The organism is Enterobacter sp. HNDS-6 (assembly GCF_039850505.1).
GTDB lineage: Bacteria > Pseudomonadota > Gammaproteobacteria > Enterobacterales > Enterobacteriaceae > Enterobacter > Enterobacter kobei.
In genome coordinates this window covers 907,625-933,127 of sequence record NZ_CP156673.1, presented here as the reverse complement: position 1 = coordinate 933,127, position 25,503 = coordinate 907,625, and the positions used below count along the sequence as shown (strand labels likewise).

Below are 25,503 nucleotides of genomic sequence, written 5' to 3'. Positions count from 1 at the left end.
TGCTGCACGTTTTTCTGAAGCCTGGAGCGAGAATGACTGACCATGAATTGATGCAGCTTAGCGAGATAGTCGGACTGGCGCTTAAGCAACGCGGGGCGACCCTTACCACCGCGGAATCCTGCACCGGCGGCTGGGTGGCGAAAGCGATTACCGATATTGCCGGCAGTTCCGCCTGGTTTGAACGCGGCTTTGTGACCTACAGTAACGAAGCTAAAGCACAGATGATTGGCGTGCGTGAATCCACGCTGGAACAGCACGGCGCGGTCAGCGAGCCGGTGGTGATCGAGATGGCCATTGGCGCGCTAAAAGAGGCGCGGGCAGATTACGCGATTTCAATCAGCGGCATCGCGGGCCCGGACGGCGGCAGTGACGTGAAGCCCGTAGGCACCGTCTGGTTTGGTTTTGCGACCTCAAAAGGTGAAGGGATCACTCGCCGGGAGTGCTTTAGCGGCGACCGTGAAAGCGTGCGTCGTCAGGCAACGGAATATGCGTTAAAAACGCTCTGGCAACAATTTCTACAAAACACTTGATACTGTATGACTATACAGTATAATTGCACCAACAGAACAGAAATCCACGGTGAAGCACAGTCGCTTCTCCCGGCATGACAGGAGTAATAATGGCTATCGACGAAAACAAACAGAAAGCGTTGGCGGCAGCACTGGGCCAGATCGAAAAGCAATTCGGTAAAGGCTCCATCATGCGCCTGGGTGAAGACCGTACCATGGATGTTGAAACGATCTCCACCGGTTCGCTTTCTCTGGACATCGCGCTGGGCGCGGGCGGTCTGCCAATGGGCCGTATCGTAGAGATCTACGGGCCAGAGTCCTCCGGTAAAACCACCCTGACGCTGCAGGTGATTGCTGCGGCACAGCGCGAAGGTAAAACCTGTGCGTTTATCGATGCCGAGCACGCGCTGGATCCTGTTTATGCGCGTAAACTGGGCGTGGACATCGACAACCTGCTGTGTTCTCAGCCGGACACCGGTGAGCAGGCGCTGGAAATTTGTGACGCGCTGGCGCGCTCTGGTGCTGTTGACGTTATCGTGGTCGACTCCGTTGCTGCACTGACGCCAAAAGCGGAAATCGAAGGTGAAATCGGCGACTCTCACATGGGCCTCGCGGCACGTATGATGAGCCAGGCGATGCGTAAGCTGGCAGGTAACCTGAAGCAGTCCAACACGCTGCTGATCTTCATCAACCAGATCCGTATGAAAATTGGTGTGATGTTCGGTAACCCGGAAACCACAACCGGTGGTAACGCACTGAAATTCTACGCCTCTGTCCGTCTGGATATCCGCCGTATCGGCGCGGTGAAAGAGGGTGAAAACGTCGTTGGTAGCGAAACGCGCGTGAAGGTTGTGAAGAACAAAATCGCCGCACCGTTCAAACAGGCTGAATTCCAGATCCTCTACGGCGAAGGGATTAACTTCTTCGGTGAGCTGGTTGACCTGGGCGTGAAAGAGAAGCTGATTGAAAAAGCGGGCGCCTGGTATAGCTATAACGGTGACAAAATTGGTCAGGGTAAAGCGAATGCGATTTCCTGGCTGAAAGAGAACCCGGCTGCGGCGAAAGAGATTGAGAAGAAGGTGCGTGAGCTTCTGCTGAGCAACCAGGACTCTAAACCTGATTTCGTGGTGGATGCTGCGGATGCTGAAGAAACCAACGAAGACTTTTAAGTCTCTCGTGTAAAGATGAAGGGCTGCTGATGCGGCCCTTTTTGCATTTCTGAATCTGCAGGTTTTATATGAGTGAACCGACCACACGCCGACCCGCCTACTCGCGCTTGCTGGACCGTGCCGTACGTATACTTGCCGTGCGTGACCACAGCGAACAGGAGCTAAGACGAAAACTGTCAGCGCCTGTCATGAGCAAAAACGGGCCGGAAGAGATTGATGCCACTGCCGAAGATTATGACCGCGTGGTTGCCTGGTGCTATGAACATCATTACCTCGATGACGAACGCTTTGCCGCCCGCTTTCTCGCCAGCCGCGGACGTAAAGGCTACGGTCCTGCACGCATCCGTCAGGAACTGAATCAGAAAGGGGTGGCCCGGGAATCGATTGAAAAAGCGATGCGTGAATGCGACACAGACTGGTGTGAACTGGCGAAAGAGCAGGCGATTCGAAAGTACGGCGAACCGCTGCCGCGTGATTTTTCAGATAAAGTCAAAATCCAGCGCTTTTTGCTCTACCGCGGCTTTCTGATGGAAGATATTCAGGATATCTGGCGCAATTTTGTGGATTGAACGCATGCGGGATTTTACTTCCCACCAAAGAAAACTTATCTTATTCCCACTTTTTCCAGTAGCTGGTCTGTCCAACGGTTTATCGATACAGGCTGGCTGCGACATTTCGTTAGCTTGATTTCAGGATAATTATGAGCAAGAGCACCGCTGAGATCCGTCAGGCGTTTCTCGATTTTTTCCATAGTAAGGGACACCAGGTTGTTGCCAGCAGCTCCCTGGTACCGAACAACGACCCGACTTTACTGTTTACCAACGCCGGGATGAACCAGTTCAAGGATGTGTTCCTTGGTCTCGACAAGCGTAATTATTCCCGCGCCACAACATCACAGCGTTGCGTGCGTGCGGGCGGTAAACACAACGACCTGGAAAACGTCGGTTACACCGCGCGTCACCACACGTTCTTCGAAATGCTGGGTAACTTCAGCTTCGGCGACTATTTCAAACACGATGCCATTCAATATGCGTGGGAACTGCTGACCGGTGAAAACTGGTTCAACCTGCCGAAAGAGCGTCTGTGGGTTACCGTCTATGAAACCGATGACGAAGCCTACGAAATCTGGGAAAAAGAGGTCGGTATCCCGCGCGAGCGCATTATTCGCATCGGTGATAACAAAGGCGCGCCATACGCGTCTGACAACTTCTGGCAGATGGGTGATACCGGTCCTTGCGGTCCGTGCACCGAGATCTTCTACGATCACGGCGACCACATCTGGGGTGGACCTCCTGGCAGCCCGGAAGAAGACGGCGATCGCTATATTGAGATCTGGAACATCGTCTTCATGCAGTTCAATCGTCAGGCAGACGGTACCATGGAGCCACTGCCGAAACCGTCCGTTGATACCGGTATGGGCCTGGAGCGTATTGCCGCCGTTCTGCAACACGTTAACTCCAACTACGAAATTGACCTGTTCAGCACCCTGATCAAAGCCGTTGCGGAAGTGACCGGTGCGACCGATCTGAACAACAAATCGCTGCGCGTGATTGCAGACCACATTCGTTCTTGTGCGTTCCTGATTGCCGACGGCGTAATCCCGTCGAATGAAAACCGTGGCTACGTGCTGCGTCGTATCATTCGTCGTGCGATCCGTCATGGCAACATGCTGGGCGCGAAGGACACCTTCTTCTACAAACTCGTTGGGCCACTGATTGGCGTGATGGGTGCAGCCGGTGACGAGCTGAAACGCCAGCAGGCGCAGGTAGAGCAGGTTCTGAAAACCGAAGAAGAGCAGTTTGCCCGTACGCTGGAGCGCGGTCTGGCGCTGCTGGATGAAGAACTGGCAAAACTGAAGGGCGACACGCTGGATGGCGAAACCGCTTTCCGCCTGTACGACACCTACGGCTTCCCGGTTGACCTGACGGCGGACGTTTGCCGTGAGCGTAACATCAAAGTTGACGAAGCGGGCTTCGAAGCCGCGATGGAAGAACAGCGTCGTCGTGCGCGTGAATCCAGCGGTTTCGGCGCAGACTACAACGCGATGATCCGCGTTGATAGCGCGTCTGAATTCAAAGGCTACGACGCACTGGAACTGACCGGTAAAGTGACCGCCCTGTTTGTTGACGGTAAAGCCGTAGACAGCATCAGTGCAGGTCAGGATGCGGTTGTCATTCTGGACAAAACGCCGTTCTACGCTGAGTCCGGCGGCCAGGTTGGCGATAAGGGCGAACTGAAAGGCAATGGTTTCAGCTTCAGCGTAAGCGACACCCAGAAATTCGGTCAGGCGATTGGTCACCAGGGCAAACTGGTTTCCGGTTCGCTGAAAGTGGGCGAGGGCGTGCAGGCGAATGTTGATGAAGCACGCCGTGCGCGTATTCGTCTGAACCACTCTGCAACCCACCTGATGCACGCTGCCCTGCGCGACGTGCTGGGCACCCATGTTGCACAGAAAGGTTCTCTGGTTAATGACAAAGTGCTGCGTTTCGACTTCTCGCACTTTGAAGCGATGAAACCGTCGGAAATCCGTGCGGTGGAGGATCTGGTGAACGCTCAGATCCGTCGTAACCTGCCGATCGAGACCCATATCATGGACCTCGAGGACGCGAAGAAAAAAGGTGCGATGGCGCTGTTTGGTGAGAAATATGACGAACGTGTTCGCGTACTGAGCATGGGCGACTTCTCGACCGAACTGTGCGGTGGTACTCACGCATCGCGCACCGGTGACATCGGCCTGTTCCGCATCGTTTCCGAGTCGGGTACGGCGGCTGGCGTGCGTCGTATTGAAGCGGTAACCGGTGAAGGCGCAATTGCCAACCTGCATGCGCAGAGCGATCAGCTGCACGACATCGCGCAGCTGCTGAAAGGCGATAGCCAGAATCTGGGCGAGAAAGTGCGTGTTGCGCTGGAGCGTACCCGTCAGCTGGAAAAAGAGCTCCAGCAGCTGAAAGAACAGGCTGCGGCGCAGGAGAGTGCAAACCTCTCCAGCAAAGCGGTAGACATTAAGGGCGTCAAACTGCTGGTCAGCGATCTGGCGGGCGTTGAGCCTAAGATGCTGCGTACTATGGTCGACGATCTCAAGAACCAGCTTGGTTCTACCGTTATCGTGCTGGCGACAGTGGCAGAAGGTAAGGTTTCTCTGATTGCGGGCGTCTCTAAGGATGTGACCGACCGCGTAAAAGCAGGGGAACTGATTGGTATGGTCGCCCAGCAGGTGGGTGGCAAGGGAGGCGGTCGTCCAGACATGGCGCAAGCCGGTGGTACGGATGCGGCGGCACTTCCGCAAGCTTTGGCCAGTGTAGAAAGCTGGGTGAGCGCGAAACTGTAATAACTACAAAGCACAATCAGACGCCATAGCGGCAACGTTATGGCGTCTTGTTCACTGTGCTATCGATAACGATAAAGTCAGGTTGAGTTTGTGTATATCGGCTAAACTTACGTTTAACAGAATGTGATGCCGTGACTGCTTACACTTTACGTGTTTGTCATCGCTTACTTTTTGGCGTTATATGATGGATAATGCCGGGATACAAGAGACCCGACTCTTTTAATCTTTCAAGGAGCAAAGAATGCTGATTCTGACTCGTCGAGTTGGTGAGACCCTCATGATTGGGGATGAGGTCACCGTGACAGTTTTAGGGGTAAAGGGTAACCAGGTACGTATTGGTGTTAATGCTCCTAAAGAAGTATCTGTCCACCGTGAAGAGATCTACCAGCGTATCCAGGCTGAAAAATCCCAGCAGTCCAGTTACTGATATTGTCGCGTCTCGCTGTCGGGCGAGACGCAACCCTCCTGTCATTTTTCCTGCTCAACATTACCGTTTCATTTCAACCGCTCTCTTTTTAACCACTCTACTATTCTTAACGCGCCCCAACCCCACCCTTTCTACAAACCTTTTTTGAGAAGTTCGATGCAAAATCCGCTTATAAAACACCCTCTTTGCGGGTTTTACATGCGAATTGCGTGTGATTTGTGCAAACGATAAAAGCTTTTGGAAAATTGTTTGACTTATAAGTCCCAGAAAGTAATATATGCGCCACGCAGCGACGAGAAGCTCTTAACGAGTTACTCGAAGCACTCGAAAGAGGCGTTGTGTGGTGAGGTGGCCGAGAGGCTGAAGGCGCTCCCCTGCTAAGGGAGTATGCGGTCAAAAGCTGCATCCGGGGTTCGAATCCCCGCCTCACCGCCATTTTGCATCCGTAGCTCAGCTGGATAGAGTACTCGGCTACGAACCGAGCGGTCGGAGGTTCGAATCCTCCCGGATGCACCATCTATTACTTCATATTGCTTTCGAAGTGATATGAATATCGAGCAGTACAGTAGTAAATCCCGATGCATCCGTAGCTCAGCTGGATAGAGTACTCGGCTACGAACCGAGCGGTCGGAGGTTCGAATCCTCCCGGATGCACCATTTACTATTTCTGAAAGCAGTTCCCTGATGCATCCGTAGCTCAGCTGGATAGAGTACTCGGCTACGAACCGAGCGGTCGGAGGTTCGAATCCTCCCGGATGCACCATTTACTGTTTCTTAAAGCATTTCCCTGATGCATCCGTAGCTCAGCTGGATAGAGTACTCGGCTACGAACCGAGCGGTCGGAGGTTCGAATCCTCCCGGATGCACCATATTCTCCGAGATAACAGCCATACTGTTGTTTCAAGGTCTGCGAGTTAAACGCAAGCACCAGGGAGGATAACGTTGCTTCAGCAACGGCCCGTAGGGCGAGGCGTAGCCAAGTAATCCTCCCGGATGCACCATCTCTTCTTATCGTCTCCTTCGATGTTTAGTTCTTAATCACTCTCATTGTTATCACTTCGCAATCAGCGACAAAAACCACCATTTACGATAAAGTAATGCTTTGTTAATCGTTTAGCGAGAACACGATGTACGCACAGTATGACGGTTTGATCTTCGATATGGATGGCACCCTGCTGGATACCGAACCCACGCATCGTCAAGCCTGGACCGAGGTCCTGGGCCGCTACGGTATGCGTTTCGACCTGCAGGCGATGATAGCCCTCAACGGATCCCCAACCTGGCGTATTGCGCAGGCCGTGATTGAACTGAATCAGGCCGATCTCGACCCCTACCTGCTCGCGCGCGAAAAAACCGATGCGGTTAAAGCCATACTGTTAGACACCGTACAACCTTTACCCCTTATCGACGTGGTTAAAGCGTGGCACGGACGTCGCCCTATGTCTGTCGGCACGGGCAGCGAGAGCGCGATTGCAGAAGCCTTGCTCAACCATCTTGGCCTGCGCCACTATTTTTCAGCTGTCGTCGCTGCCGATCATGTTAAGCGTCACAAGCCAGCACCGGACACCTTCCTGCTCTGCGCAGAATTAATGGGCGTACCGGCGGCAAAATGCGTCGTGTTTGAGGATGCCGATTTTGGTATCCAGGCCGCACGTGATGCCGGAATGGATGCGGTGGATGTGCGCTTACTGTGAGTGACGCATTGTCACTTGCCTCATTATTCGCCAGCAGTTTTTTAAGCGCCACGCTGTTACCGGGAAATTCGGAAGTGGTGCTGGTGGCGATGTTGTTGTCCGGCGCCAGTCAGCCCTGGCTACTTGTATTAATAGCAACAATGGGTAATAGCCTTGGAGGGCTGACTAACGTTATTCTTGGGCGTTTCTTTCCGCTGCGCAAAACGTCGCGCTGGCAGGAAAAGGCAGTTGGCTGGCTAAAACGCTATGGCGCTGCCACGCTGTTATTAAGCTGGATGCCTGTAATAGGCGATTTACTGTGTCTGCTGGCGGGATGGATGCGCATCTCCTGGGGACCGGTGCTCTTTTTTTTGTGCCTTGGCAAGGCGTTGCGCTATGTTCTCGTGGCGTGGGCAACACTACAGGGTATGACGTGGTGGCACTAATTGGTGGAATGAATACGCGACCTTCAATCGTCAACCATTACAATTATGCTGAGTAACATTACTTTGACAGGCGGGAGGTCAATTTGATCCCGGACGTATCTCAGGCGCTGGCCTGGCTGGAAAACCACCCTCAGGCTCTGAAGGGTATTCAGCGTGGTCTTGAGCGTGAAACGCTGCGCGTTAACGCGGACGGTAGCTTAGCGACGACGGGTCACCCGAAGGCGTTAGGCTCGGCGCTGACACATAAATGGATCACAACCGATTTCGCTGAAGCGCTGCTGGAGTTCATCACGCCGGTGGACGGCGATATTGATCACATGCTGACAATCTTGCGCGATATTCATCGCTATACGGCGCGCAATCTTGGTGACGAGCGTATGTGGCCGCTCAGCATGCCGTGCTATATCGAACAGGGCCAGGAGATTGAGCTGGCGCAGTACGGCACGTCAAATATCGGTCGGCTGAAAACGCTCTATCGCGAAGGTCTGAAAAATCGCTACGGCGCATTAATGCAGACCATCTCTGGCGTGCACTACAATTTCTCGCTGCCGATGGCGTTCTGGCAGGCGAAAGGGGGAGAAACGGACAAAGAAGCGATCTCAGCCGGGTATTTCCGTCTGATCCGCAACTATTACCGTTTCGGCTGGGTGATCCCGTATCTCTTTGGCGCGTCACCTGCCATTTGCTCTTCGTTCCTGCAGGGGAAACCCACCACGCTGCCGTTCGAAAAGACCGAGTGCGGCATGTACTATCTCCCGTACGCGACGTCTCTGCGCATGAGCGATTTGGGCTATACCAATAAATCGCAAAGCAATCTCGGTATTACGTTTAACGAATTGCACGAATATGTGGCAGGATTGAAGCGGGCGATCAAAACCCCGTCGGAAGAGTACGCGAAAATCGGCCTCGAAAAAGACGGCAAACGCCTGCAAATCAACAGCAACGTGTTGCAGATTGAAAACGAACTGTATGCGCCGATTCGTCCTAAGCGCGTGACGCGCAGCGGTGAAACCCCGTCGGATGCGCTACAGCGCGGCGGCATTGAATACATTGAAGTACGTTCGCTGGATATCAACCCGTTCTCACCGATTGGCGTTGATGAGCAGCAGGTTCGCTTCCTGGATCTGTTTATGGTCTGGTGTGCGCTGGCGGATGCGCCGGAAATGAGTGCAGACGAACTGCTTTGCACCCGTACAAACTGGAATCGCGTGATTCTGGAAGGGCGTAAGCCGGGTCTGACGCTGGGTATTGGCTGCGAAACGGCACAGTTCCCGCTGACCAAAGTGGGTAAAGATCTGTTCCGTGACCTGAAGCGTGTTGCCCGGACTCTGGACAGCATTGACGGCGGCGACGCCTACCAACAGATCTGCGACCAGTTGGTAGAGTGCTTCGATAACCCGGAACTGACATTCTCAGCACGCATTCTGCGTTCTATGATTGATCAGGGCATTGGTGGTACCGGGCGTGCACTCTCCGCGGAATACCGTGAGATGCTGATGCAGGAGCCATTAGAGATCCTGCGCGAAGCGGATTTTGAAGCAGAACGCGATGCGTCCGTGGTGCGTCAGAAAGAGGTTGAAGCGGCGGATACGGAGTCGTTTGAAGCGTTTCTGGCGAAACAGGCTTGAACCAAAAGAAAAAGGCCACATCGCTGTGGCCAAAATATACATCTCTGAATTCAGGGATGATGATAACAAATGCGCGTCTTTCATATACTCAGACGCGCATTGTGTAGAAGAGTTCAGTTTATTTTAAAAAAAATCACTATCGGAGGTGACGTATGCCGTTATTAGATAGCTTTACTGTCGACCATACCCGTATGGAAGCACCTGCAGTCCGCGTGGCGAAGACCATGCACACCCCGCACGGCGACACAATCACCGTCTTCGATCTGCGCTTCTGCGTGCCGAACAAAGAAGTGATGCCAGAGAAAGGCATTCACACGCTGGAGCACCTTTTCGCCGGATTTATGCGCGACCACCTGAACGGTAACGGCGTTGAGATTATCGATATCTCTCCGATGGGCTGCCGTACCGGTTTCTACATGAGCCTGATCGGTCAGCCGGAAGAGAAACGCGTTGCAGACGCGTGGAAAGCGGCCATGGAAGACGTGCTGAAGGTGAAAGAGCAGAACCAGATCCCAGAGCTGAACGTTTACCAGTGCGGGACTTACCAGATGCACTCTCTGGAAGAAGCGCAGGACATCGCTCGTCACATCATCGAGCGTGATGTTCGCGTGAACAGCAACGAAGAGCTGGCCCTGCCGAAAGAAAAACTGCAGGAACTGCACATCTAGTGCACCTTTTCCCTCTCCCTCCGGGAGAGGGTAGGGTGAGGGTTGTTTAGCCCATGACCACAACCTCAACGTTCTCCTTTACCCATCGTCCCCTTGTTCCGTTTGCCCATGATTACGTTCATGGCGACAGTGAGCCATGGCACCAGCACGACTGCGCGCAGTTGCTGCACAGCCTGACGGGCGTCGTGCGGGTTGAAACGGCATCTGGCTGTTGGGTGGTACCCCCCGGACGCGGCGTCTGGCTTCCTGCGGGGACACAACACGCCCTGCGCATCACCGGTAGCGTAGCGGCGCGAACGCTGTTTATCGATCCACTGGCGCGAGCCGATCTCCCGGCCACGTGCCAGATCGTGCAGATCTCGCCCCTGTTGCGCGAGCTGATCCTCTCCGCCCTCTCACTGCCTGAATCGTACTCACCGGGAAGCCGTGACGAGCGCGTGTATGAACTCATTCTGGATGAGCTTCGCATCATGCCGGTGCTGCCGTTTCATCTGCCGGAGCCGGAAAGTGAACCGTTACGCCAGCTGTGCCGACAGATCCGTCAGTCGCCAGGAGAGAGCTGGAACAGTCAACAGAGCGCGAGCGCGCTTGGCATGAGCGAGCGCACGCTGAATCGTCATTTTCAGCAGCAGACGGGATTACGCTACAGCGAGTGGGTGAGAAGGGCTCGGCTGCTGGAAGCCTTAGTGCGGCTGGCGCAGGGCCAGCCGGTATTAGGTGTGGCGCTGGATCTGGGTTACGGCAGCCACAGCGCCTTTACGGCCATGTTCCGCCGGGTGATGGGTATCTCACCCAGCGATTATTTTAAGAACGACTGACCGCATTAAAGAGCGCCTGAAGCGATGCGCGTGCAACGTCGCTATCAATGCCTACGCCCCAGCGGCTGGTACCGTCCTGGAACAGACAGCGAATGTATGCCACCGAGCGGCTGTCGCTGCGTTCACCCAGCGTGTGTTCGTGATAATCCTTAATTACAAACGGCGCGTTAATCCAGCGGCTCAGGCCATGAGCGGCAGCGGACAGCAAGCCATTCCCGTGTCCCTCAAGCTGACGCGTCCCCCCCTGCGTTGTGACGCTTGCCGTTAAACGCAGCTGGCCATCCTGCTGACTGTCGCTGCGGTACGATTGCAGCGCAAACTGCGGTGTTTCCACCAGACCGTAGCGGGTGCGGAACAGCTGCCACAGTGCATTTTGCGTCATCTCTTTTCCGTGGCGGTCGGTTTCCTGCTGCACGTGCTGGCTGAAATCCTGCTGCAGGGCGCGGGGCAGTTTCAGCCCATGATTTTGCTCGATAAGCCACGCGCTACCGCTTTTCCCTGACTGGCTGTTCACGCGGATCACCGCTTCATAGGTGCAGCCGATATCCTGAGGGTCAACAGGCAGGTAGGGCATCTCCCAGCGCTCGCCAGGCTTGCGGGCATCAAAGCCTTTTTTGATCGCGTCCTGGTGCGAACCGGAGAAGGCGGTATAGGCCAGCCGTCCTGCCCACGGATGGCGCGGGTGTATCGGCAGCTGGTTGCAGGTTTCCACCACCTCCACCACCCGGTTCATATCGCTAAAGTCCAGGTCGGGGCTAACGCCCTGGCTGTAGAGGTTCATCGCCAGCGTCACCAGGCAGACGTTGCCCGTCCGCTCGCCGTTACCAAACAGACAGCCCTCGACGCGGTCAGCCCCGGCCATGACGGCCAGCTCCGCGCTGGCGACGCCGGTGCCGCGGTCGTTATGCGGATGCACGCTGATGCAGACGTCGGCGCGGCGGCTGAAGTGACGGCAGAAATATTCAATCTGATCGGCATAGACGTTTGGCGTACTGACTTCAACGGTGGCCGGTAAGTTGATGATCATCGGACGCGCATCGCACGGCTGCCAGATCTCTGCCACGGCCTCACAAATTTCCAGCGCAAACTCCGGCTCGGTAAAACAGAAGGTTTCCGGTGAATATTCATACTGCCAGTGGGTATCCGGGTTCTCTTCACACAGCTGACGAATAAGGCGGGTGGAGCGCGTAGCCAGCTCGACGATTTGCGCCTTCTCCATGCCAAACACCAGACGACGGAACAGCGGGGCGGTGGCGTTATAAAGATGTACCGTGGCCTGCTTTGCGCCGCGCAGGGACTCAAAGGTGCGGACGATCAGATCTTCCCGCGCCTGCGTGAGCACCTGAATGGTGACGTCATCCGGGATGCGGTTCTCTTCAATCAGCTGGCGAACAAAGTTGAAGTCCGTCTGTGAGGCGGAAGGAAAGGCGACCTCAATCTCCTTAAAGCCGCAGCTCAGCAGAAGATCCCAAAACTGGAGCTTGCGGGCGCTGTCCATCGGCTCGGCCAGCGCCTGGTTGCCGTCGCGTAAGTCGGTTGAGAGCCAGCGCGGCGCGCGGGTGATGCGCTGCTCCGGCCAGCGGCGATCGGGCAGAGAGAGAGTAGGGTAAGGCGTGTATTTGTCTGCGGGTGTGTTCAGCATGGTGCGCTCCTGTTGTCTTTTCACTATCGTGACGAGATTTCAGGCGCGCTGCTTTATCGGAAATGACAATTGCTATCGCGTTTTGGACAACCGGGCCTGCGGATGGCGGCCCGGTTATCGTAGCCGCCACCCGGCAACCGCCGCAGAGGACTAGTGCGCGCCACCGCCCCCGCCACCGGCACCAAACGGTGGTCTGGCAAACCACACCAGCCCCAGCAGGACGATGAAGATCCCTGCCGAAATCCAGAAAATCTCGTTGGCCGAGATAATCAGTCCCTGGCTGGTGATCTGCTGGGCAATCCAGCCGGATGCCTGCTGCTCCGTCATCCCCATGCCCTGCAGCTGGCTGTACATCTGCTGGGCATTCGGGTTGTACGGATTCACCGCTTCGGTCAGCTGGGCATGGTGCATCGATTCACGGTTCGTCCACAGGGTGGTGGTGATCGACGTCCCGATGGAGCCCGCCAGCGTTCGGGTGAAGTTCGACAGGCTCGACGCCGCCGCCAGACGCTCAGGGGGTAAGCCGGAGAGCGTGATGGTGGTTAGCGGCATAAAGAAGCACGCGACCGCGAAGCCCTGAATAAACTGCGGCCACGCCGAGGCGCCAAAGTCCATTCCTGGCTCGAAGGTATACGCACGCCAGTAGAAGCACACCGCGTACATGATGAAGCTGAACGTCACCAGACGACGCATGTCGAGCTTATGGGCGAAGCGGCCAATGATCGGCGACAGCAGAACCGGGATCACTCCAACAGGTGCAGACGCCAGCCCCGCCCAGGTTGCGGTATAGCCATACACCTCCTGCAACAGCTGTGGCAGCAGAACAATCGCGCCGAAGTAGAGCATATAGGCGAGGCTGATACACAGACAGCCGATGGTGAAGTTTCGCGACTTAAACAGCGAGAGATCGACTATCGGGTTGTCGTCCGTCAGCTCCCAGACAATCAGGAAGCTGAGCGACACCACCGCGACAATGGTCAGGATGACGATCTCCTGCGAGTTGAACCAGTCGAGCTCTTTACCCCGGTCGAGCATGATCTGCAGGCTACCGATACCCAGGATCAGCAGCGCCAGCCCGATGCTGTCGATACGCCGCTGTTCGGTGCGCGTCTCTCGTCCCCGCAGCGATTGCAGCGTCATTAATACCACGACGGCGCCAATCGGTACGTTGATGAAGAAGATCCAGCCCCAGTGATAGTTATCGCTGATGTATCCGCCGAGAATGGGTCCGCAGATAGGCGCGACGATCACGGTCATTGACCAGAGCGCCAGCGCGACGGAGCGTTTCGCAGGGGGATAGTTGCTCAGCAGCAAACTCTGGGAAAGCGGGATCAGCGGCCCGGCGACAATCCCCTGAATGACGCGGAAGAAAATCAACATTGTCAGGCTGTTTGACATGCCGCATGCCCAGGAGGCCAGCACAAACGCCACCGTAGACCACAGGAACAGCTTCACCTCACCGACGCGCTTTGCCAGCCAGCCGGTGATCGGAATGGAGATGGCGTTTGCCACCCCGAATGAGGTAATGACCCAGGTCCCCTGGCTCAGCGACGAGCCAAGGTTACCGGCGATGGTCGGGATCGCCACGTTTGCGATGGTGGAGTCCAGCACCTGCATGAATGTCGCCAGCGACAGCGCAATGGTCATAATGACCAGCTGCGCGCCTTCCAGCGGTTTTTGCGGCTTTTGCTGTTGCATAACGCTCACCTTCGGATTAACCGGCGTTTGCCTTCACGATGTCATCGATCAGCTTGTTGACCGGATCGAGGCTAATTTCACGGGCGTTACTTTCATAAGCCGGGCTGCTACGCACCTGGCTTGCCAGGATCTGACCGTCGCGGTTCGCGGTATCAACCGTCACAAGCGTTGAGAGGCCGATACGCAGCGGGTGATCCGCCAGCTGTTTTGCATCCAGTTCAATACGCACAGGCAGACGCTGAACCACTTTGATCCAGTTACCGGTGGCGTTCTGCGCAGGCAGCAGGGAGAAGGCGCTGCCGGTACCCATGTCCAGGCCAACCACTTTCCCGGTGTACTTCACGTCATCGCCGTAGATGTCGCTGACAACCGTCGCGGTCTGGCCGATACGCATATGGGCAAGTTGCGTCTCTTTAAAGTTAGCGTCTACCCACAGATTGTCTGCCGGAACGACCGCCATCAGCGGCGTGGTCGGGCTGATCTGCGCCCCAGGCTGAACGGAACGGCGGGAGACATAGCCGGTCATCGGGCTGACGATTTTGGTACGCTGCAGGGCTAGCCATGCGTTACGCACTTCAGTCGCCGCCTGCTGCACGGCGGGCTGGTTTTCAAGGCTGGTGCCCAGCACCATTGCCTGGTTGGCATTGTACTGTTGAATCGCCACATCCAGCTGCGCCTGAGCGCTGGCAACGGCATCGCGGGCGTGTTGCAGCTCTTCACGGCCAATCAGGTTGGCGGTGCCGAGCGGTACGCGGCGGTTGAGGTCGCTCTGCGCCTGGGCGAGTGCAGTTTTCTGCACGTCGATATTGGCCTGTAGCTGTTTACTGTTGATCATCAGCTGGCGGGTCTGACGAACGCTGGAGGCCAGCGCGGTCTGGGCTTTCTCAAATGCCTGCTGCGCGTCAGTCGGATCGAGGGTGACCAACACATCGCCTTTTTGCACAAAGTCGGTATTGTCAGCCCAGACTTTCGTCACGCTGCCCGACACCTGCGCCATAATCTGTACCTGGTTCCCTGCCACGTAGGCGTCGTCTGTCTCTTCAGCATGACGCAATACTAAAAACCAATAGATCCCATATGCCACGGCAATAATAATAAAGAGCAAGGTCAACAGAAGAAGGGCACTTTTACGTTTGCCTTTCTTGTTGGCCGGTTGCTGCGGGTTAGTGCTCTCCGCATTTGCGCTCATTGTTGTTCTCCACGATCTTCTTATTTTCACATCGGCTGAGCCGACCTGTTGTCAGAAAGGCCAGCAGTGTGACGTGCTGGCCTGTCGGTTTTCTTATGAATCTGGATTGTTGAGCGTGTCGTCGCGTTAGCGCAGCGCCTCAAGAATGGCGCCATCTTCATCCATCTGATCCAGACGGGTGAGCAGCTTGCGCGTGATGTGCTCAAGCTGGTCGCGCTCGGCGGTGCTGAGGGCAGACCAGAGTTTGTGCAGGCAATTGTGCTGAGGTGGCAGTACCTCACGCAGGAATTCGTGACCTTTGTCGGTCAGTTGCAGATGCAGGCAACGACGATCGTTGTCGCTTTCACGGCGTTCAATCCAGCCGCGCTTTTCCAGCTCATCGGCAATACGGGTTGCATTGGTACGGGAAGAGCCCAGCGCGCAGCTCAGCTCAGAAGGCTGAATACTGTGGTTTTCCTGAGACTCCAGCGTAATCAACGCCATAAACAACGTCTCGTTAATCCCTTGAGCTTTCAGCATCTTATTACGGTTTTCCAGAAGCTTACCCTGCATGTGCATGCACAGGCGAGTCAGCAGGATTTCCTGATACGGGAAGTCCTCATGGCGACTGGCGCGGAATTTAAGCATTTGTTCAATGGGCGTAAACGAACTATCCATTTGGGCATAACCTCATTAATTACAGCCGATATAGTAACGACAGTGACAAATAATGTAAATGAATTATTTGTGCGGTTATATCCGCCAAATGAATGTCACCGTCAGAAAGCGCCGGGTAAGTCCGTGACCCGGTGAGCACAGAAAGAGTAGGGTGTGAACCCGTAGAAGAGAGGATGTGAGGACGGGGGTCTGAACTATTCATGCCAATTGTAGATATGTCACCCACATTAAAATTTCTGGGATAAATGATTACGTTTACATTAACAGACTGCAGGGCCCCTTTATACCCTAAGAGGCCCAAAGCAATGTAAAACTTAGTGAATCGCCTCCTGGCGATGGTAGCCGCGCCACCATACAAGAAGGTTGAGCGCGGCAACGATGGCCCCAATCCCACACACGCCCGACCAGCCGGCATGCTGCCACGCCGACGCTGAAATTAATGAACCGGCAGCACCACCAATGAAGTAGCTGGTCATGTATCCGGCGGTGAGGCGATTACGCGCTTCGGGTTTCACGCGATAAATCACGGTCTGATTAGTAATGTGGACACCCTGTACGGTGAGGTCGAGTACCAGAATACCGACGATCAGCGCCAGCACCGAGACGTGTCCATACCAGATCGCCGCCCAGGAGAGCAGGAGCAAAACCAGCCCGGCGGTGGTGGTCAAATGTGATTTGCCTTTGTCGGCCAGCCCACCCGCCGGACGCGCACCCAGCGCTCCCGCAGCACCGGCCAGGCCGAACAGACCAATGACGCCTTCAGAATAGTTAAACGGCGGTGCCGCGAGCAGAAACGCCATTGAGGTCCAGAGAATACTGAAGTTGGCGAAGGTCAAACATCCCAGCAGGGCGCGGGTGCGCAGGAGTTTATCCTGAGTGAACAGGCTGAACACGGAGGCCAGAAGCTGCGGATAGTTAAGATGGTTCTCTTGCTTCACCTTCGGCAGGCCGCGCCACAGCGCCAGCGCCATCACCACCATTAACACGCTCGCCACCCAGTAAACGGTGCGCCAGCCGCCGAGGCTTGCCAGTAGTCCTGCCACGGTACGCGCCAGCAAAATCCCCAGCAGCAGGCCGCTCATGATGGTGCCCACTACCTTGCCACGTTTGTCCGGGGAGGCCAGCGTCGCGGCGAGGGGTACCAGGATTTGCGCGACGACGGAGAACAGCCCTGTCAGCGCGGTACCGACGATCATCATCGTCAGCGACTGGCTGCTGGCGGTGATCAGCATGCCACCTGCTGCCAGCAGCGTCATCGAAACAATCAGCATCCGGCGTTCAAACATATCGCCAAGCGGCACTAGGAACAGCAACCCGGCGGCGTAGCCGAGCTGTGCTGCCGTCACGATGAAGCCAGCGGAACTGGCAGAAAGGTTGAACGCGCGGGCGATGGTGTCGAGAAGGGGTTGCGCGTAATAGTTGCTGGCGACGGCCAGACCCGTTGCCACGGACATTAAAAGGATAAGTGCGGGGCTAAGCCCTGGAGTTGTTTTTGTCATGAGTTTCAGGAATCGTTCGTTAAGTGATTATTTTTCCGGAAACCATAATAGCGAATGATTGTTAAGGTGGGGGGATTGTTGGGTGATGGATTGTGCGGTTTAGGGGGATCGTGCGGTCTGGTGCCCCCTCACCCCGGCCCTCTCCCCAAAGGGGAGAGGGTTAGGGTGAGGGGTAAGGCTTTGTGCTTTACTTCTGCGCCGCAAGCGCCTCTTTCACCCAGCCGTCAAACTGCTGCTGGTGGGCTTTGATCCAGCCGTCGACGTGACCTTTGACATCCGCTTCAGACGATTTGCCCGCATGCATCATGGCGTTCTGAGCATTGATATCCGCCAGTGGCAGTTTCATTACCGAGAACAATTTTGCTGCCGCCGGGTTTTTCTCGGCCCACGCTTTGTTCGCCACAATATGCATGGTATTCACCGGGAAGCCGTAGTTCATGCCGTTCGGCAATTTGGTGTCAATATCCTTCTGCTCGCCCGGCAGGGAGGAGAATGGCACCTGCAGCCACACCACGTCTTTACCCGGCTTCAGCACGTCGCTCACCCAGTACGGCGTCCAGGTGTAGTAGATCACCGGTTTACCCTCTTTGAAGCGGGCAATGGTGTCGGCCATCATCGCCGAATAGTTGCCGTGGCTGACATCAACCGTCTTCGCCAGGTCATAGGCTTTGTTCTGGTGATTAATCACCGCTTCACAGCCCCAGCCCGGTGAGCAACCCATCATGTCGGCTTTACCGTCACCGTTGGTGTCGAACAGTTTGGCGATCTTAGGATCTTTCAGCTGTTCAATATTGGTGATGTGGTACTTATCGGCGGTTTTCTTGTCGATCAGATAACCCTGCGCTGCACCGGTTACGAAGGTGCCTTCACGATAGAATTTCTTGTCGCCACCGGCGGCGGCATACATATCGTCGTGCAGCGGCTGCCAGTTCACCGCGGTAAAGGTGGCATCACCGGAGGCAATCGAGGTATAGCCCACGTTGTAATCCACTTCGCTCGGCGTGTTGACCGTGTAGCCCAGTTTTTCCAGGGCTCGGCTGACGATGAGCGTCTGGAAGCTCTCTTCCGAAATGGTGCTCTGCACCGGCTGCACGGTGATGCCTTTACCCGGCAGGTCAGCTGCAAACGTGCTGGTGGAGACAAGGGTGGCAAACGCTGTGGCAAAAAGTACGTTATGTCGCATCGTTGTTCCTTATTTTGATTTCGTGAAAGGGCGGGTGAATAACCCGACAGGGCCGGTGGTATACCAGCGACGGTTGCCGCGACTGCGTGAATCACGACCGACAGCCTGTGTCAGGCGGTCAAGAATAATGGCGAGGATCACAATGCCCACGCCGCCGACGGTAGCCAGCCCCATGTCGAGACGGCCAATACCGCGCAGCACCATCTGGCCCAGACCGCCCACGGCGATCATTGAGGCAATGACCACCATCGACAGCGCCAGCATCAGCGTCTGGTTAACGCCTGCCATGATGGTCGGCATCGCCAGCGGGAGCTGAACCTTAAACAGCATCTGACGCGGGCTGGCACCAAACGAGCGTGACGCTTCGATCAGATCGGCCGGCACCTGGTTAATGCCCAGGATGGTCAGACGAATAATCGGCGGCAGGGCGAAGATAATGGTTACCACCACGCCCGGCACGTTACCGATACCGAACAGCATTACGATAGGCACCAGATAGACGAATGCCGGTGTGGTCTGCATCGCATCCAGCAGCGGACGAATGATCTTCGCCGCCCGCGGGCTACGTGCCAGCCAGATCCCCATCGGCAGGCCGATGACAATACAGAAGAGCAGGGCGGTCAGCACCAGTGCCAGGGTGATCATCGCCTGCGACCAGGCGCCAATGGCGCCAATGGCAATCAGCGAAATCAGCGTGGCGATCCCCATTCCTGCGCTACCGAACTGCCAGGCGATCAGCGAGAACAAAACGATCGCGACCGGCGCTGGCATACCGAGCATCAGCTGCTGGAAGCCGTTGAGGATGTAATCCACCGGGACGCGGATCCCCTGAAAGAGCGGACGAAAATGCGTTACTACCCAGTCGATCCCCTCCGTGACCCAGCTATCGAGTGGGATCAGCGTTTTATGGAACGGATCCATAATGTTGAAGTGTTCTGGCGCAGGCGCAGGTGCGCTGTTGAGCCAGTCCGCCGTGCCACCGCCATCGGCAGGTGCTGGCGTGGAGCCCCACGCATCGGCAGATTGCGCAGCGCTGTCCGCTGCTTCAGTGGTGCCCCACGGGTTAGATTGATCGGTCATTGTTTGCTCCCTCGCGATCTAAAGCCTGCAGCAACATGCGTTTTGAGATGATGCCGACGTACTGTTGTTCTTCCCCGACGACCGGAACGGCACACGGTGCCTGGCCGACGTGGGAGAGCAACTCGCTGAGCGGCGTTTCGGCGTCCACGGCAAGGGGAGCGTCAATTAACGCCGCATCGATTCCCTGATTTTCGCTAAGGGCGGTTTTCAGGGAGTCGATGGAGACAATGCCGACAAATTTATTGCCGCGTTCAACCAGATAACCGTATTCACGGTCTTCGTCCTGCAGAAGCTTAAGCGCGGAGCGTGGACCAAAACCTGGCGTTTTACGGATAATGCCGTTTGGCGTTCGACGGGCAATATCTTTCGCGCTAAACACATGGCTAATATCCACGCCACGGAAGAAGGTACGCACGTAATCATTTGCCGGATTATTCAGTATTTCATCCGGCGTGCCGACCTGCACCACCTCACCATTTTGCATAATGGCAATTCGGTCGCCAATACGCATGGCTTCATCTAAATCATGGGAAATAAAGACAATGGTTCGCTGATGTTTTGCCTGTAATTTTACCAGCTCATCCTGCATCTCGGTGCGAATTAACGGGTCGAGCGCGGAGAAGGCTTCATCCATTAATAATATGTCTGGATTAATGGCTAATGCGCGGGCTAAACCCACACGCTGACGCATCCCGCCGGAAAGTTCATCCGGGTAGGCGTGAGCATAATTTTCGAGCCCAACCTGACGCAGCGCATCAAGCGCTTTTTCCTGACGTTCTTGCGCAGCAACGCCCGCTAATTCCATACCGAAAGCGGCATTATCCAGCACCGTCATATGCGGCATTAGCGCGAATGACTGGAACACCATTGCAATCTTCTTTCTGCGCACCTCGCGGAGCTCTGCGTCTGATATTCTGGCGATATCCACGCCGTCAATCAGCACCTGTCCGCGGGTGGGTTCAATCAGGCGATTGAGAAGGCGAACCATAGTGGATTTACCCGAACCGGATAACCCCATGATGACAAAAATCTCGCCTTCTTCAATGGCCAGACTGGCGTCTTTAACGCCAAGCGATAGCCCGGTTTTTTCCAGAATTTGCTCTTTCGTAAGGCCTTTTTCAATATATTTGAATGCGCGCTGTGGATGCTCGCCAAATACTTTATAAAGATTTTTCACTTCTAATTTAATTGCCATGCAATAGAGAGTGTCCTGTTATTTGTTTATGCCAATATGATTACCATGGTAAATTGTTAACGGGCATAACCCTAACATACTGAGAATCTGAGACAACCCTGCGTTTGCTTATGACGGGGATTTTCAGGTAAGCGAAACGGCTGAATTTCCCATGAGTAAAGGGCTGAGCGTCATTTGAGTTTTTCTTAAATTTTTGCTGCTGCATCGGGGAATTTCGCCTGAATCGGTGTGATTCAGGCGAATATGACGGAGGAATTACAGTGTAGTTCCCAGGGAAATATTCTGGTAGAAATTAAGGGATTTATATTTAATTAATGAACGTTAATTCACTCATTAAAAATCCCAGTCTTCGTCTTTCGTCACCACCGCTTTGCCCATCACATACGATGAACCGGACCCGGAGAAGAAATCGTGGTTTTCGTCGGCATTAGGCGACAGCGCCGCCAGAATGGCCGGGTTCACTTCCGCCATCTCCGGCGGAAACAGCGCCTCGTAACCAAGGTTCATCAGCGCCTTGTTGGCGTTGTAGCAGAGGAACGCTTTGACGTCTTCTTCCCAGCCCGTTCCGGCGTATAGCTCTTCGGTATAGCTCAGCTCGTTATCGTACAGATCCATCAGCAAATCGAGCGCAAACCCTTTTAGTTCATCGCGTTTTTCCGTACTGATTTTCTCCAGACCTTTCTGGTATTTATAGCCGATGTAATACCCGTGCACCGCTTCATCCCGAATGATGAGCCGAATCAGGTCGGCGGTGTTGGTGAGCTTGCCCCGGCTCGACCAGTACATTGGCAGCCAGAAGCCGGAGTAGAAGAGGAAGGATTCCAGAAACACGCTGGCGACCTTCTTTTTCAGCGGCTCGTCGGCCCGATAATACTCAAGCACCAGCGCAGCCTTACGCTGCAATGACGCGCTCTCTTCACTCCAGGCGTAAGCCGCATCCACGTCTTTGGTCTGGCACAGCGTGGAAAAAATCGAGCTGTAAGAGCGGGCGTGCACCGCCTCCATAAAGCTGATGTTCGACATCACCGCCTCTTCATGCGGCGTCAGCGCGTCAGCCATCAACGCCGGGGCACCAACGGTGTTCTGGATGGTGTCCAGGAGCGTCAGGCCGGTAAAGACGCGGATCGTCAATTGTTGCTCGGCGTGGCTCAGGGTTTGCCAGGCCGGAATATCATTGGAGAGCGGGACTTTTTCCGGCAGCCAGAAGTTGCTGGTCAGGCGGTTCCATACCTCCAGATCTTTATCGTCCTGGATTTTGTTCCAGTTAACGGCATTCACGCGTGACAGTTTCATCCTTTCTCCTTACAGCGCGCAGGACACGCAGCCTTCGATTTCGGTGCCTTCCAGCGCAAGCTGGCGCAGGCGAATGTAGTAAAGCGTTTTGATGCCTTTCTTCCAGGCGTAGATCTGCGCTTTGTTGATATCCCGCGTGGTGGCGGTATCCGGGAAGAAGAGCGTCAGCGACAGCCCCTGATCCACGTGTTTTGTCGCTTCGGCGTAGGTATCGATGATTTTTTCCGGGCCGATTTCATACGCATCCTGATACAGCGTCAGGTTGTCGTTGGTCATAAACGGGGCAGGGTAGTAAACGCGTCCGGTCTTGCCTTCCTTGCGAATTTCAATTTTCGACACAATCGGATGAATGCTCGACGTGGCATGGTTGATATACGAGATAGACCCGGTCGGCGGCACGGCCTGGAGGTTCTGGTTATAGATACCGTGGCGCATCACGTCATCACGCAGCTGCTGCCACATCTCGCGCGTCGGCAGGGTTATCCCCGCGCGGGCAAAGAGATCGCGCACTTTTGCAGTTTTCGGCTGCCACTCGCCTTCAAGATACTGGTTAAAATATTCCCCGCTGGCGTAGCGCGACTGTTCAAATCCCGCGAACCGCTGGTTGCGCTCGCGCGCCAGCATCATTGAGGTGTGCAGCGCATGCCAGGTGATGGTATAGAAATAGAGGTTAGTAAAATCCAGCCCTTCCGGACTGCCGTAGGCGATGCCTTCGCGTGCCAGGTAGCCGTGAAGGTTCATCTGCCCCAGGCCGATAGCGTGCGACGCGGCGTTACCCGCTTCAATGGAGGGCACGCTGCGGATGTGGCTCATGTCCGATACCGCCGTCAGTCCGCGAATGGCCGTCTCCACCGTGCGGCCGACGTCAGGGGAATCCATGGTGTGGGCGATATTCAGCGACCCGAGGTTACAGGAGATATCCTTGCCGATAGCCGCGTAGTCCAGGTTCTCGTCGTATGTTGACGCGCTGTTGACCTGCAAAATCTCCGAGCACAGGTTGCTCATGTTGATGCGTCCGGCAATCGGGTTCGCGCGGTTTACCGTATCCTCGTACATGATGTACGGATAGCCAGACTCAAACTGGATTTCTGCCAGCGTCTGGAAGAAATCGCGGGCGTTGATGGTTTTTTTGCGGATGCGCTCGTCGGCTACCAGCTCCTCGTAGCGCTCGCTGATGGCTACGTCGCCAAAGGGTTTGCCGTAAATACGCTCAACGTCATACGGCGAAAAGAGCGCCATCTCGGCATTCTCTTTGGCCAGTTTAAAGGTGATATCCGGGATCACCACCCCCAGCGACAGGGTTTTGATACGGATTTTTTCGTCGGCATTTTCGCGTTTGGTATCCAGAAAACGCAGAATATCGGGATGATGCGCGTGCAGGTAAACCGCCCCGGCGCCCTGGCGTGCGCCAAGCTGGTTGGCGTAGGAGAATGCATCTTCCAGCATCTTCATCACCGGGATCACGCCGGAAGACTGGTTTTCAATGCGTTTGATCGGCGCGCCCGCTTCACGCAGGTTCGAGAGCAGAAACGCCACGCCGCCGCCGCGTTTGGAAAGCTGAAGCGCCGAGTTTACCGCACGGCCAATCGACTCCATATTGTCTTCGATGCGCAGCAGGAAGCAGGAGACCAGCTCGCCGCGCTGGGCCTTACCGCAGTTGAGAAACGTTGGCGTAGCGGGCTGGAAGCGCCCGGCGAGGATCTCCTCCATCAGCCGTTCAGCCAACGCTTCATCGCCCTGGGCAAGGGTCAGCGCAACCATCACGACGCGATCTTCAAAATGCTCCAGGTAGCGTTTACCGTCGAAGGTTTTCAGGGTGTAGCTGGTGTAATACTTCCACGCGCCGAGGAAGGTCTGGAAATGAAAACCGCTCGCATGCGCGCGCTCGAAAAGCTTCACCACGAAGGCGCGGTCGTAGCGGGTCAACACGCGCTCCTCGTAATAGCCCTCTTTAACCAGAAAGTCGAGGCGTTCCTGCTGGCTGCCAAAAACGACGCTGTTTGGACGGACGTGGGCGGCGAAAAAGGCCTCCACCGCCTCATGATCTTTGCCAAACTGAATGCGCCCCTCCCGATCATAGAGGTTAAGCATTGCGTTTAATGCGTGGTAATCAGGTGTTGCCTGGATTATCCGTTCTGCGGTTGTCGTTGCCAAAATTCGTTCACTCCTTTTCGCACATTTTCTACGTCCTGCTGTGTCCCCATCAGTTCGAAGCGATAGAGATACGGCACGCCGCATTTTTGAGAGATGACATCCCCGGCGCGGCCAAAGGCATCGCCGAAATTACGATTGCCTGCCGCGATCACGCCACGGATAAGCCTGCGGTTATGCGGATCGTTAAGAAAGCGGATCACCTGGCGAGGCACGGCGCCTGCCGTACCGCCACCGCCATAGCTGGGCACCACCAGAATGTAAGGTTCGTCTACCTGAATACGTTCCCGCTCATTAAGCGGAATACGCACCGCAGGCAGCCCGACGCGCTCGATAAAGCGAAGCGTGTTTTCCGAGCTGCTGGAGAAGTAGACCAGCCCACTCATGCGCTGGCGGCCTGGGCGCTCAGACGGTTAATCATGTCCGGGCGAAAGCCGGACCACCGGGTTTCACCGGCAATGACCACCGGGAGCTGACGGAATCCCTGCGCCCGAAGGGTCTCAGCGGCCTCAGGCTGCTGGTCGATATTCACCATCTCAAAAACCATTCCACGGCTTTCCATCGCCCGTTTGGTGGCGTGGCACTGAACACAATTGTTACGAGTGTAAATAATAATGCTCATGATTCGTATTTCCATTTAAAATGAGAGAGCGGCGCGAGTCATCGCGTCAGGTTGTGTGTGTCTTGCTAAAGGGGATACTAGATGTAGTTATCTTAAGTTTCAACCATACAAGATATGGGAAATTCAGATTGATGTTGCCCTGGTGATGAGCTCAGCGGGGCAGGGCGGGCTGCACGGGTTTTTCAAAGGATAAGGCAAAGAAAAGCCCCGGCGCCTGAGGCCACCGGGGCTGATGAGAAGCCGCACTTATTTTCGCAGGCTGAGCAGGGCGCCGACAAAGATGCCGACCGCTGCGACCGTTCCCAGCGTACACAGTGGCTTTTCACGTACGAAGGTCGTTGCACAGCTTGCCATGTCGCAGGCAGCCTGCGTGGCGCGTGAACGTCCGTTCATTCTGGCGCGGGTTTCACGGAGCAGAGACTGAGCCTTACGTTTTGCGGCATCCGCTTCGTCCTTCGCGTCAGATCCCCAGGACTTCAGCACCTCTTCCAGCGTGTCCGCTAATTGGCTGACATCATTACGAATATCCTGCGCGTCGTCGTTAATATCGTTTCGGTTCGGTCTGTTAAACATACGATCCTCCGTAAATTTGCGTTCCCGATCAGTTTAGTTCAGAAATTTAATATCT

At 55.4% G+C, this 25,503-nt stretch carries 23 protein-coding genes and 5 tRNA genes; 15 read left to right on the top strand and 13 right to left on the bottom strand.

Annotation, left to right across the window (positions count from 1 at the left end; all coding sequences use genetic code 11):
* Nucleotides 1–32: 32 nt before the first annotated feature.
* The 15 genes from pncC to ABFI50_RS04170 all read left to right on the top strand — a co-directional run bounded on the left by pncC (nucleotide 33) and on the right by ABFI50_RS04170 (nucleotide 10,666).
* On the top strand, nucleotides 33–530 hold the full coding sequence (pncC, locus tag ABFI50_RS04240; RefSeq protein WP_023331148.1) for a nicotinamide-nucleotide amidase: 498 nt from the start codon (nucleotides 33–35) through the stop codon (nucleotides 528–530).
* An 89-nt stretch (nucleotides 531–619) separates the two neighbouring features.
* Nucleotides 620–1,678, top strand: coding sequence for a recombinase RecA (gene recA, locus ABFI50_RS04235; protein ID WP_014884978.1), 1,059 nt, complete (start codon nucleotides 620–622; stop codon nucleotides 1,676–1,678).
* A gap of 68 nt (nucleotides 1,679–1,746) precedes the next feature.
* Nucleotides 1,747–2,247 (top strand): recombination regulator RecX, encoded by a 501-nt coding sequence (recX, locus tag ABFI50_RS04230; protein WP_014884977.1) that lies wholly within the window; start codon nucleotides 1,747–1,749, stop codon nucleotides 2,245–2,247.
* A gap of 131 nt (nucleotides 2,248–2,378) precedes the next feature.
* Nucleotides 2,379–5,006, top strand: a complete 2,628-nt coding sequence (gene alaS, locus ABFI50_RS04225) for an alanine--tRNA ligase (RefSeq protein WP_248217106.1) — start codon at nucleotides 2,379–2,381, stop codon at nucleotides 5,004–5,006.
* Nucleotides 5,007–5,247: 241 nt separating this feature from the next.
* Nucleotides 5,248–5,433, top strand: coding sequence for a carbon storage regulator CsrA (csrA, locus tag ABFI50_RS04220; RefSeq protein ID WP_000906486.1), 186 nt, complete (start codon nucleotides 5,248–5,250; stop codon nucleotides 5,431–5,433).
* Nucleotides 5,434–5,775: 342 nt separating this feature from the next.
* A tRNA-Ser gene (locus tag ABFI50_RS04215) sits at nucleotides 5,776–5,868 on the top strand.
* A gap of 4 nt (nucleotides 5,869–5,872) precedes the next feature.
* Nucleotides 5,873–5,949, top strand: a tRNA-Arg gene (locus tag ABFI50_RS04210).
* Nucleotides 5,950–6,013: 64 nt separating this feature from the next.
* Nucleotides 6,014–6,090 (top strand) — tRNA-Arg (locus tag ABFI50_RS04205).
* A 29-nt stretch (nucleotides 6,091–6,119) separates the two neighbouring features.
* Nucleotides 6,120–6,196: transfer RNA gene (locus tag ABFI50_RS04200), tRNA-Arg, on the top strand.
* Between the two features lie 29 nt (nucleotides 6,197–6,225).
* Nucleotides 6,226–6,302: transfer RNA gene (locus ABFI50_RS04195), tRNA-Arg, on the top strand.
* 258 nt (nucleotides 6,303–6,560) lie between these two features.
* Nucleotides 6,561–7,127, top strand: coding sequence for a fructose-1-phosphate/6-phosphogluconate phosphatase (gene yqaB, locus ABFI50_RS04190; protein ID WP_014884975.1), 567 nt, complete (start codon nucleotides 6,561–6,563; stop codon nucleotides 7,125–7,127).
* Entirely contained in the window at nucleotides 7,124–7,552 is a 429-nt protein-coding gene (locus ABFI50_RS04185; RefSeq protein ID WP_252071173.1) for a YqaA family protein, read from the top strand. Before yqaB ends, ABFI50_RS04185 begins: the two co-directional genes overlap by 4 nt.
* An 83-nt stretch (nucleotides 7,553–7,635) precedes the next feature.
* Nucleotides 7,636–9,180 carry a glutamate--cysteine ligase gene (gene gshA, locus ABFI50_RS04180; RefSeq protein WP_014884973.1) on the top strand — a complete coding sequence of 515 codons (1,545 nt, stop codon included), beginning with the start codon at nucleotides 7,636–7,638 and terminating at the stop codon, nucleotides 9,178–9,180.
* Between the two features lie 152 nt (nucleotides 9,181–9,332).
* Nucleotides 9,333–9,848 (top strand): S-ribosylhomocysteine lyase, encoded by a 516-nt coding sequence (gene luxS / locus ABFI50_RS04175; protein ID WP_014884972.1) that lies wholly within the window; start codon nucleotides 9,333–9,335, stop codon nucleotides 9,846–9,848.
* A gap of 53 nt (nucleotides 9,849–9,901) precedes the next feature.
* A complete protein-coding gene (locus tag ABFI50_RS04170; RefSeq protein ID WP_014884971.1) occupies nucleotides 9,902–10,666 on the top strand; it encodes a helix-turn-helix transcriptional regulator in 765 nt (254 codons plus the stop codon).
* Here ABFI50_RS04170 and leuA read toward each other — a convergent pair.
* From leuA to ABFI50_RS04105, 13 genes are all read right to left on the bottom strand, one after another.
* Nucleotides 10,653–12,308 carry a 2-isopropylmalate synthase gene (gene leuA, locus ABFI50_RS04165; protein WP_063614169.1) on the bottom strand — a complete coding sequence of 552 codons (1,656 nt, stop codon included), beginning with the start codon at nucleotides 12,306–12,308 and terminating at the stop codon, nucleotides 10,653–10,655. The genes ABFI50_RS04170 and leuA overlap by 14 nt on opposite strands.
* A 150-nt stretch (nucleotides 12,309–12,458) precedes the next feature.
* A complete protein-coding gene (gene emrB / locus ABFI50_RS04160; protein WP_014884969.1) occupies nucleotides 12,459–14,006 on the bottom strand; it encodes a multidrug efflux MFS transporter permease subunit EmrB in 1,548 nt (515 codons plus the stop codon).
* A 16-nt stretch (nucleotides 14,007–14,022) separates the two neighbouring features.
* The gene (gene emrA, locus ABFI50_RS04155) at nucleotides 14,023–15,195 is read right to left on the bottom strand and encodes a multidrug efflux MFS transporter periplasmic adaptor subunit EmrA (RefSeq protein ID WP_014884968.1); all 1,173 of its coding nucleotides are present in this window, start codon (nucleotides 15,193–15,195) and stop codon (nucleotides 14,023–14,025) included.
* Nucleotides 15,196–15,321: 126 nt separating this feature from the next.
* Entirely contained in the window at nucleotides 15,322–15,852 is a 531-nt protein-coding gene (mprA, locus tag ABFI50_RS04150; protein ID WP_014884967.1) for a transcriptional repressor MprA, read from the bottom strand.
* A 314-nt stretch (nucleotides 15,853–16,166) separates the two neighbouring features.
* Nucleotides 16,167–17,351 (bottom strand): MFS transporter, encoded by a 1,185-nt coding sequence (locus tag ABFI50_RS04145; protein ID WP_014884966.1) that lies wholly within the window; start codon nucleotides 17,349–17,351, stop codon nucleotides 16,167–16,169.
* 187 nt (nucleotides 17,352–17,538) lie between these two features.
* Nucleotides 17,539–18,534: a glycine betaine/L-proline ABC transporter substrate-binding protein ProX gene (gene proX, locus ABFI50_RS04140; RefSeq protein ID WP_023331143.1), complete on the bottom strand. Its 996-nt coding sequence runs from the start codon at nucleotides 18,532–18,534 to the stop codon at nucleotides 17,539–17,541.
* A 9-nt stretch (nucleotides 18,535–18,543) separates the two neighbouring features.
* Entirely contained in the window at nucleotides 18,544–19,614 is a 1,071-nt protein-coding gene (gene proW / locus ABFI50_RS04135) for a glycine betaine/L-proline ABC transporter permease ProW (RefSeq protein ID WP_045134075.1), read from the bottom strand.
* Nucleotides 19,598–20,809 (bottom strand): glycine betaine/L-proline ABC transporter ATP-binding protein ProV, encoded by a 1,212-nt coding sequence (proV, locus tag ABFI50_RS04130; protein WP_014884963.1) that lies wholly within the window; start codon nucleotides 20,807–20,809, stop codon nucleotides 19,598–19,600. Before proV ends, proW begins: the two co-directional genes overlap by 17 nt.
* 333 nt (nucleotides 20,810–21,142) lie before the next feature.
* Nucleotides 21,143–22,102 carry a class 1b ribonucleoside-diphosphate reductase subunit beta gene (nrdF, locus tag ABFI50_RS04125; protein ID WP_347485432.1) on the bottom strand — a complete coding sequence of 320 codons (960 nt, stop codon included), beginning with the start codon at nucleotides 22,100–22,102 and terminating at the stop codon, nucleotides 21,143–21,145.
* Nucleotides 22,103–22,111: 9 nt separating this feature from the next.
* A complete protein-coding gene (gene nrdE, locus ABFI50_RS04120; RefSeq protein ID WP_347485430.1) occupies nucleotides 22,112–24,256 on the bottom strand; it encodes a class 1b ribonucleoside-diphosphate reductase subunit alpha in 2,145 nt (714 codons plus the stop codon).
* Nucleotides 24,229–24,639 carry a class Ib ribonucleoside-diphosphate reductase assembly flavoprotein NrdI gene (nrdI, locus tag ABFI50_RS04115; protein WP_014884960.1) on the bottom strand — a complete coding sequence of 137 codons (411 nt, stop codon included), beginning with the start codon at nucleotides 24,637–24,639 and terminating at the stop codon, nucleotides 24,229–24,231. The genes nrdE and nrdI overlap by 28 nt, the downstream gene beginning before the upstream one ends.
* Nucleotides 24,636–24,875 carry a glutaredoxin-like protein NrdH gene (gene nrdH, locus ABFI50_RS04110; protein ID WP_014884959.1) on the bottom strand — a complete coding sequence of 80 codons (240 nt, stop codon included), beginning with the start codon at nucleotides 24,873–24,875 and terminating at the stop codon, nucleotides 24,636–24,638. The genes nrdI and nrdH overlap by 4 nt, the downstream gene beginning before the upstream one ends.
* A 246-nt stretch (nucleotides 24,876–25,121) precedes the next feature.
* A complete protein-coding gene (locus ABFI50_RS04105; RefSeq protein WP_023308924.1) occupies nucleotides 25,122–25,448 on the bottom strand; it encodes a DUF883 domain-containing protein in 327 nt (108 codons plus the stop codon).
* Between the last annotated feature and the right edge of the window lie 55 nt (nucleotides 25,449–25,503).